The organism is Mucilaginibacter flavidus, assembly GCF_024055575.1.
Taxonomy (GTDB): Bacteria; Bacteroidota; Bacteroidia; order Sphingobacteriales; family Sphingobacteriaceae; genus Mucilaginibacter; species Mucilaginibacter flavidus.
Genome location: NZ_JAMXOE010000042.1, coordinates 20,670 through 28,510, shown reverse-complemented (window position 1 = coordinate 28,510; position 7,841 = coordinate 20,670). Strand labels below are relative to the sequence as shown.

Below are 7,841 nucleotides of genomic sequence, written 5' to 3'. Positions count from 1 at the left end.
CACCTAAACAACAATACCCGGCAAACTTGCCGACATCGTTTTAATCAATAGTTCAAAGAACAGCTGAACAGGCTCACGACTGTATAATATTACAAATAGTTGCGCAACGGTCACGCTGCGCGTAAAGAGGGCTAAAAAAGCTTAGCTTGATAACTTTAGGTCCACGCCCGGCCGGTATCCGCTTCCATCACTAATACAAGTCTGTACTGTAAATGATTTAAACTAACTTACAGAACAATCTGTTTTGTCTTTATTTTATTTCTTGAATTTATTTATTATCGGCATAAAAATTATCTTGTTTATTTACAGTATATTAGATATTTTACTCGTGATTTACTAAGAAATTATCACAGATTATTCTTGTATAATAAATAAATTTTTGTACATTTGTAGTGAACATAATCTCCCGATAATTTTAATCTTGTTCTTGTCCGTTTGTTTTTTTCCACTCGTCCAAAAAAACAAACGGACAAAATTCAAATCATAATCACCAGGTCACGGCGCTGCAAAACACGCCGGATAAAGGCCCCTTGTTAAAGGGGTTAATGGGGGAGGTATTTTCTAAATCGCATTCATTTTTTTCATCGCGGTGCTGGTGTTATTACCATCACCAGGTCGCCTGCTTCACCTGTCGCACCCTTGCTTTTTATCGCAATAAACAAAACCAAACATATCAATATGCAACACAATCAACCGGCTGCAAAAGTCAGCTACATCAAAACAATGGATGAATTAACCCCGGCAGTGCTCGATAAACTCATCCCTCACCAGCACAACCCCGATGAATTACTGATGGTTAAAACCGCAAATAGCTGCCTCAGGCATGCCAGCAGCAGGCCGGTACCTAAAATGCTGTTCGGTAAATTTTGGTACGAGGGCGAGCTGTGCATCCTTTTTGCCGATAGTAACCTGGGCAAATCAATATTGGCAGTTCAAATTGGCAATGCTATAAGTACCGGTAAAAACATATCGCCATTTGTGCTCGAGGCTACACCGCAAGGCGTATTATATTGCGATTTTGAGCTTACCGATAAGCAATTTGAGGCGCGCTACTCTGACGACTACAAAAACCACTATATTTTTAAGAACGATTTTTACCGTGCCGAACTGAATATGGATATTGATGTGCCGGCTGGATTTGACACGTTCGACGAGTACCTTATTGCCAGCCTGGAACGTGCCATAGTGCAAAGCAAGGTGAAAGTTATAATTATCGATAACCTTACCTACCTGCGTAACGAAACCGAGCAGGCTAAAGATGCCCTGCCTTTAATGAAGCAGCTAAAGGCATTAAAGAAAAAGTACGACCTATCCATGCTGGTACTCGCCCATACCCCCAAACGCGACCTTACCCAGCCCATCACTTTAAATGATTTGCAGGGCAGCAAAATGCTGATGAACTTTTGCGACAGCGCCTTTACCATTGGCGAAAGCAACGTTGACAAAGGCCTGCGCTATTTAAAGCAGATTAAACAGCGTAATACCGAACAGGTTTATGGATACGATAATATTTGCCTGTGCCGTATTAATAAGCCCGGAAATTTTTTGCAATACCAGTTTGTAAGCTATGGCAACGAACTCGACCACATACGTAAGCTAAAAGAAAAGTTGAACGACGGCCAAATAGATGAAGTTGTAGAACTGCGCCTGCAAGGCTTAACCCTGCGCGACATTGGCGAAAAGCTTAGCATCCCCTTTCAAAAGGTCGACAGGTTGCTGAAAGCTGCCGATAAAAACAAGTAACCGCTTGTCCGTTTGTTTTTTTGGACGAGCCCGAAAAAACAAACGGACAAAAACAAAATCCCGCCAATAAACCCTCCGCTTAAATTAGTTTGCAGTAAGCAGTTTGCAGTGAGCAGTGTGCTACCCGCCTGTTACTGCCAACCGTTAACTGCCAACTTCACCAAATAAACCAATGAAACACCGTTACACCCTCGAACCCTATAAAGGTATGGACTGCCGTTTTATGTGCCCCAATTGCCGCCACCGCCGCAACACCTTTACACGGTATATTGATACTGAAACCCAAAGCTACCTTGCCGATCATGTAGGCAAATGTGACCGCCTTGAAAAATGCGGCTATCACTTTAAGCCCCGCGAATTTTTTAAAACCAACCCGCAAGCCTATGTGCCCCGCTTTAAACCCAATTACACCATGACAGACAAAACCCAGTATTTCGATACCATCCCCCAATCAATAGTCGCCGGCACCATGCGCGGTTACGATAAAAACAATTTCAGCATGTTTTTGGCCCGTATGTTTGGTGCCGATGGCGCTATACACCTCATTGAAAAATACCGCATAGGCTGCGCCAAACACTGGCCCGGCGCCACCATCTTCTGGCAGATCGACAATGACGACAAGGTACGCACCGGCAAAATAATGCTCTATAACGGTAAGGATTGTAAGCGCGTGAAGGAGCCGTTTAACCATATTGCCTGGGTGCACAGGTTAGTCGGGAAGTTGCGGAGTCTGGAAAGTCGGAAAAGTCCGGAAAGTCCGAAAGATGCCTTGGCTGACGTTGATAACTGTACGAATACCCCGGTTGAACCTAAAACTAACCTCTCAGATTATACCAAAAACCCGGAAGGCATCCTGCACACTGTAGCTTCAGACTACCAACTCAAGCAATGTTTATTTGGGGAGCACTTGTTGAAACTTGAACCCTTTAAAACCGTAGCTATAGCCGAAAGCGAGAAAACCGCCATTATAGCCAGCATGTACCTGCCCAATTACATCTGGCTGGCAGCCGGTAGCCTGGAGGGCCTAACAGAAGAAAAATGCCAGGTATTAAAACACCGCACCGTACGCCTCTATCCCGATGTTAACGCCTATGCCAAATGGCATACAAAAGCACGCGAATTAAACGCCCGCATACCCACCGCCACCTTTGTAATTGACACTACCCTAACGCAAAACCCCACTGCTTACGACGAGCAGCGTGGCGTTGATATTGCGGATAAATGGATTGATAATAAGTTGCTGGAATGGGAGGTGGAAGGGGAGAGGTAAAGAAGGTATCGAAGCGCCATTCCCCGCGCTTCATTGCGAGGAACGAAACGCCCTCACCACGCGTCATTGCGAGGAACGATCCGCCAGCTGGCGGACTGCACAGGACAATCAACGAACCGCGAAGCCAATGGAGACCTTGCATCCGCCTGCAGGTAACCACGAAGCTTTTTATCCCAATGCAGCACGGCGCAGAGATCGCTTCGAAGCCGTCTGCAAGCAGCCAGCCTCGCAATGACGGTGTTGGTGGTTGTGATTGTTTTTTATTCCTCAATTAACTTATCATACAGGTCAATCCAGTCTGGATTTAACTCGTTAATCAATTTAATTTTAGCTTTCCTGTTACCACCTTTAACGGCTTTTTCAACGCCAATTGCCTCTTCGATACGTGGGTAAAAACAATAATAAACCAACTTTTCGCATTGATATTTTGCGGTAAAGCTATCCGGATAAAAATGTGTTTTATGCTCCCAAACCCGCCCTGTAAGGTCAGAAGTAACACCAACGTATAAAACAGTGTGCCGCTTATTGGTCATTATGTAAACGCAGCCACCTTGTATAAATACCATCCTGCAAATTATAAAATTATCTTAAATCATGTACGTTCCCTCTCCGCGCGTCATTGCGAGGAACGAAGCAATCTCTGCACAGGACAATCAGGAACCGTAATATTTGTGAAGATCAAAATGCGGCTGACAGGTCACCACAAAGCTTTTGCTCCCTGATTAGCACGTGCAAAGATTGCTTCGTTCCTCGCAATGACGACGTTGGTAATGTGTAGGCGGCAAACCCTCTCCGCGCGCCATTGAGGAACGAGCGCCCTCTCCGCGCGTCATTGCGAGGAACGATCCGCCAGCTGGCGGACTGCACAGGACAATCAATGAACCGGAATGATTTTGTGGGGTAAGGCGCCGCGTGCAAGTTGGCTACCTGTCAGCGGCGCACGAGTAGCCTTTTCGCCTGGGGCCTGCGCGTCATACTCGCGCGAGAAGACGGGGAGGCTTGCGGCAGCGGCGTGGAAGGGTCACCTTTCCCCAAAAAAACGTATTAAACTAAAACAATCCCACAATTATGGAAGAACGCAAAACAGCTGCAATAGTACTGGGCATACTTGCCCTGGCGGTGGTAATTTTTACGGTGATCATCCCTTATATCAATGAGCGGAAAACGCAGACTTTACAATTCAGGTCCTGCACAGTTCATTTTAATTACCACAATGGTTATTCACCCGATTATGACATTTACCGGGCGGCTCAAAACAACTTCGCCCTTTGTTTATGCAAGATCTACCAACACGGGGACACTGCAATCAGCAACCGGATTATAGGGATATACAAAGAAACCGGTAGCCCAATCGGCCCGGATAGTGTGTATAAGTCGAAAGACTGCAGTGTGGATACTATTATAAAGTACCGAAGCGAGGCCTTTGATACACTGATTATGGTGGATTGATTTTAAAAGACTGTCAAGCTGTCTGCCAACTGGTCGGGTGTGATGCTGAGGCATAAAATTCTCTGGCATCTTAAAAGGAAATGACAAAAAGGGTGTCATGCTGAGGCACTCGAAGCATCAGCGCAGTGGCCGGTACGACGTGCTTAGCACGCGGGCAAGGGCCTTTACGCGCACCCTTCGAGTGCCTCAGGGTGACATGCCATCACACGTTTGATATCAAAAAAGGGCGTCATGCTGAGGCACTCGAAGCATGAGCGAAGTGGCATGTACGCCTTGCTTAGGGTAGGAACGAAGCAATCTCTGCACAGAACAATCAACGAACCGCGAAGCCAATGGAGACCTTGCATCCGCCTGCAGGTAACCACGAAGCTTTTTATCCCAATGCAGCACGGCGCAGAGATTGCTTCGAAGCCGTCTGCAAGCAGCCAGCCTCGCAATGACGGTGTTGGTGGTTGTGATTGTTTTTTATTCCTCAATTAACTTATCATACAAATCAATCCAGTCGGGATTTAACTCGTTAATCAATTTAATTTTAGCTTTCCTGTTACCACCTTTAACGGCTTTTTCAACACCAATTGCCTCTTCGATACGTGGGTAGAAACAATAATATACCAACTTTTCGCAATTATATTTTGCGGTGAAGCTATCCGGATAAAAATGTGTTTTATGCTCCCAAACCCGCCCTGTAAGGTCAGAGGTAACACCAACGTATAAAACAGTGTGCCGCTTATTGGTCATTATGTAAACGCAGCCACCTTGTACAAATACCATTGCGCAAATTATAAAATTATCTTAAATTACGTACAAACCTTCTCCACCCGTCGTTGCGAGGAACGAAGCAATCCCTGCACAGGACAATCAACGAACCGAAATATTTGTGAAGCCTAAAATGCGGCTGATAAGTCACCACAAAGCTTTTGCTCCCTGATTAGCACGTGCAAAGATTGCTTCGTTCCTCGCAATGACGACGTTGGTAATGTGTAGGCGGCAAACCCTCTCCGCGCGCCATTGAGGAACGACCGCCCTCTCCGCGCGTCATTGCGAGGAACGATCCGCCAGCTGGCGGACTGCACAGGACAATCTACGAACCGAAATATTTGTGAAGATCAAAATGCGGCTGACAGGTCACCACAAAGCTTTTGCTCCCTGATTTGCACGCGTAAAGATTGCTTCGTTCCTCGCAATGACGGCGTTGGTAATGTGTAGGCGGCAAACCCTCCTCTGCTGCCGCAAGTCTCCAGACTTGTGCCCTCGCGTTTAGGTAGCCCGCACGCTATGTAGACAAATGCTATTGTTTAAACCCCGTCCGCCTTTGTCCGTAAACTTGTCCGCATGCACCCGGCCCACAAAACGGACGGACAAGACCCCATACTTGCGCCAGGATGAGAATAGACATCATTTCTTATTGGGTTTATTATCAATAAGTTTCAATCCTCTAACATTTATAGCTTCGTGTAGGCTCATAATTGAATCCCTTTCGATAGCTATTGCAACATCATGAAAATACATTCCTTGGACTAAATCCTCTTTTTGAGTGAACAAGGTTTGCATTATGAAGTTATAATAGTTATTGAGTTTGATATCATCGCCATACTTTGGATACTCCTTTTGAGATAGTATCTTGTATCTAACTCCGTTTTTCTTTGCATATATAATATACAGGCTTTTGATGGAGTCTATCTTATAAACCAAATACGAATCGCTTTGACCCTGATGGCTTGTTAATACTTTTCTTGTAACACATGCTGCTAAAAGTAGACTGGTTATTATGAATATTTTTTTCATGTAAAATTATCATCTAATATGAAGAATAGGATAGTAAATATCGCTTAACCCCCGTCCGCCTTTGTCCGCAAACTTGTCCGCATTCACTCATTCCACAAAACGGACGGACAGAACCCATTAAGGTGCGGTTATACAGCACAAATAATTAACTATAACCCCTTAAGCAAACGGCTCACTAATTGATTTACTTGGCTGCGAAAACCATTTCGGGCCTTGTTCGGTCATATACACACAATCCTCTAAGCGCACGCCAAATTCGCCTACAATTGAAATATTTGGTTCTATACTAAAGCACATGCCTGGCTGCAGCAATAGCTTGTTGCCTTTCACCATATTGCCCCATTCGTGCCCATCCATACCAATGCCGTGGCCGGTGCGGTGTGGCAGTCCGGGTAATTTGTAGCCCGGCCCGAAACCTGCATCGGTAATTACTTTACGGGCAGCGGCATCAACGGCTTCGCAAGGCGTCCCGATCTTTGCGGCGGCAAAGCCTGCGGCCTGCGCCTGTTTTTCGAGCGACCATATTTCCTGCTGCCGTTTGGTTGGTTCGCCAAAAACAATGGTACGGGTAATGTCTGAATTATACCCCTCAATCACGCAGCCGCAATCCATCAGCACCATATCTCCTTTTTTAAGCTGGTGCGGCTCTTTTAACCCATGCGGAAAGGCCGAAGCCTTACCGAACAGGCATAAAGCAAAATCGGGTGCGCCGCCCAGCTGGCTTTGAGCCGACATAATTATCGACGAAAGTTCGCCCTGCGACATGCCTTCCTTTAACTGGCCGGCAGCGTGTTTGATGGCAGCGAGGGTAATATCATTTGCCTTTTGCATCAGCTTAATTTCGGCAGCCGATTTAATTAAGCGGCAGGGGATGGTTACCGGGTCGCCGCTTACATAGTTTAAATCCGGGGCCTCTTTCTTTATGCCATTAACTATAAAAAAACGGGTGCTTTCTTCTATGGCAACACTCCGGTAAACAACACCGGCATCTTTAATTACTTTGGCAATAAGCTGGTAGGGGCTCTCATCTTCCTGCCAGGCGTGCACATCTTTTCCAATGGTTACCTGCTCGCGCAGGCGGGCTTCTTCAAAACCGGGGCAAACATATTTTACCTCCCCTTTGGCAGGAATAATAGCCATCATAGTGCGTTCGCTGGGCCACCAGGTAATGCCGGTAAAATAATGCAACCCGGTGCCCGCATCAAGCACCAAAGCATCCATTTTGTTTTCGGATAGCAGGCGCTGGGCTTTTGCAATCCTCGCCTGCCTTTCAGCCAGCGATATCGGCACCACATCGCCGGTGATAGGTTGCAGGGTAGCCGTTGCACCGGCAGCTTCGTTTTTCGGGCTTTCGGTACATGAGGCCATGCCTGTTAACATACCGGTTGCCAGGGTTGCAGTAGTGATGCCGATAAAATCTCTTCTTTTAATAGTCATAAAATGGTTTTTTAAAGCGGTCAGCTGTTTACCTATAAACACCCGGCTAACTGAAGCTAAATTATAAATAATTTCGATGGATTGCCGGTGGTTAATTTAAGTTGAATGGCTGTTCGACATCCACCCTTTTTCTGAACCATGATTTACATGATTAGAG

General features: G+C 46.0%; 7 protein-coding genes. 3 read left to right on the top strand and 4 right to left on the bottom strand.

All coding sequences use genetic code 11. The features are described from left to right. Positions 1 to 678: 678 nt before the first annotated feature. Together NAF19_RS29585 and NAF19_RS29580 are read left to right on the top strand one after the other, a co-directional pair. Positions 679 to 1,743, top strand: coding sequence for an AAA family ATPase (locus NAF19_RS29585; RefSeq protein ID WP_252793997.1), 1,065 nt, complete (start codon positions 679 to 681; stop codon positions 1,741 to 1,743). A 172-nt stretch (positions 1,744 to 1,915) separates the two neighbouring features. Next, a complete protein-coding gene (locus NAF19_RS29580) occupies positions 1,916 to 3,013 on the top strand; it encodes a DUF6371 domain-containing protein (protein WP_252793996.1) in 1,098 nt (365 codons plus the stop codon). Between the two features lie 260 nt (positions 3,014 to 3,273). On the opposite strand, the gene NAF19_RS29575 is transcribed toward NAF19_RS29580, so the two are convergent. Beyond that, entirely contained in the window at positions 3,274 to 3,579 is a 306-nt protein-coding gene (locus tag NAF19_RS29575; RefSeq protein ID WP_252793994.1) for a GIY-YIG nuclease family protein, read from the bottom strand. 502 nt (positions 3,580 to 4,081) lie between these two features. Between NAF19_RS29575 and NAF19_RS29570 the strand changes: the two genes are divergently transcribed. After that, complete coding sequence (locus NAF19_RS29570; protein WP_252793993.1) at positions 4,082 to 4,462, top strand: hypothetical protein; 381 nt, start codon at positions 4,082 to 4,084, stop codon at positions 4,460 to 4,462. 465 nt (positions 4,463 to 4,927) lie between these two features. Here the strand turns inward: NAF19_RS29570 and NAF19_RS29565 are convergent, their stop codons facing one another. The 3 genes from NAF19_RS29565 to NAF19_RS29555 all read right to left on the bottom strand — a co-directional run bounded on the left by NAF19_RS29565 (position 4,928) and on the right by NAF19_RS29555 (position 7,684). Continuing rightward, the gene (locus NAF19_RS29565; RefSeq protein WP_252793992.1) at positions 4,928 to 5,233 is read right to left on the bottom strand and encodes a GIY-YIG nuclease family protein; all 306 of its coding nucleotides are present in this window, start codon (positions 5,231 to 5,233) and stop codon (positions 4,928 to 4,930) included. A gap of 624 nt (positions 5,234 to 5,857) precedes the next feature. Continuing rightward, a complete protein-coding gene (locus NAF19_RS29560; protein ID WP_252793991.1) occupies positions 5,858 to 6,247 on the bottom strand; it encodes a hypothetical protein in 390 nt (129 codons plus the stop codon). A gap of 159 nt (positions 6,248 to 6,406) precedes the next feature. Beyond that, on the bottom strand, positions 6,407 to 7,684 hold the full coding sequence (locus NAF19_RS29555) for a M24 family metallopeptidase (RefSeq protein ID WP_252793990.1): 1,278 nt from the start codon (positions 7,682 to 7,684) through the stop codon (positions 6,407 to 6,409). Positions 7,685 to 7,841: the final 157 nt, after the last annotated feature.

What these genes read in the sequence shown, in the direction of transcription:
- NAF19_RS29575 (WP_252793994.1), bottom strand. Translation starts at nt 3,579, where the DNA reads ATGGTATTTATACAAGGTGGCTGCGTTTACATAATGACCAATAAGCGG.
- NAF19_RS29570 (WP_252793993.1), top strand. Translation starts at nt 4,082, where the DNA reads ATGGAAGAACGCAAAACAGCTGCAATAGTACTGGGCATACTTGCCCTG.
- NAF19_RS29565 (WP_252793992.1), bottom strand. Translation starts at nt 5,233, where the DNA reads ATGGTATTTGTACAAGGTGGCTGCGTTTACATAATGACCAATAAGCGG.
- NAF19_RS29560 (WP_252793991.1), bottom strand. Translation starts at nt 6,247, where the DNA reads ATGAAAAAAATATTCATAATAACCAGTCTACTTTTAGCAGCATGTGTT.
- NAF19_RS29585 (WP_252793997.1), top strand. Translation starts at nt 679, where the DNA reads ATGCAACACAATCAACCGGCTGCAAAAGTCAGCTACATCAAAACAATG.
- NAF19_RS29580 (WP_252793996.1), top strand. Translation starts at nt 1,916, where the DNA reads ATGAAACACCGTTACACCCTCGAACCCTATAAAGGTATGGACTGCCGT.
- NAF19_RS29555 (WP_252793990.1), bottom strand. Translation starts at nt 7,684, where the DNA reads ATGACTATTAAAAGAAGAGATTTTATCGGCATCACTACTGCAACCCTG.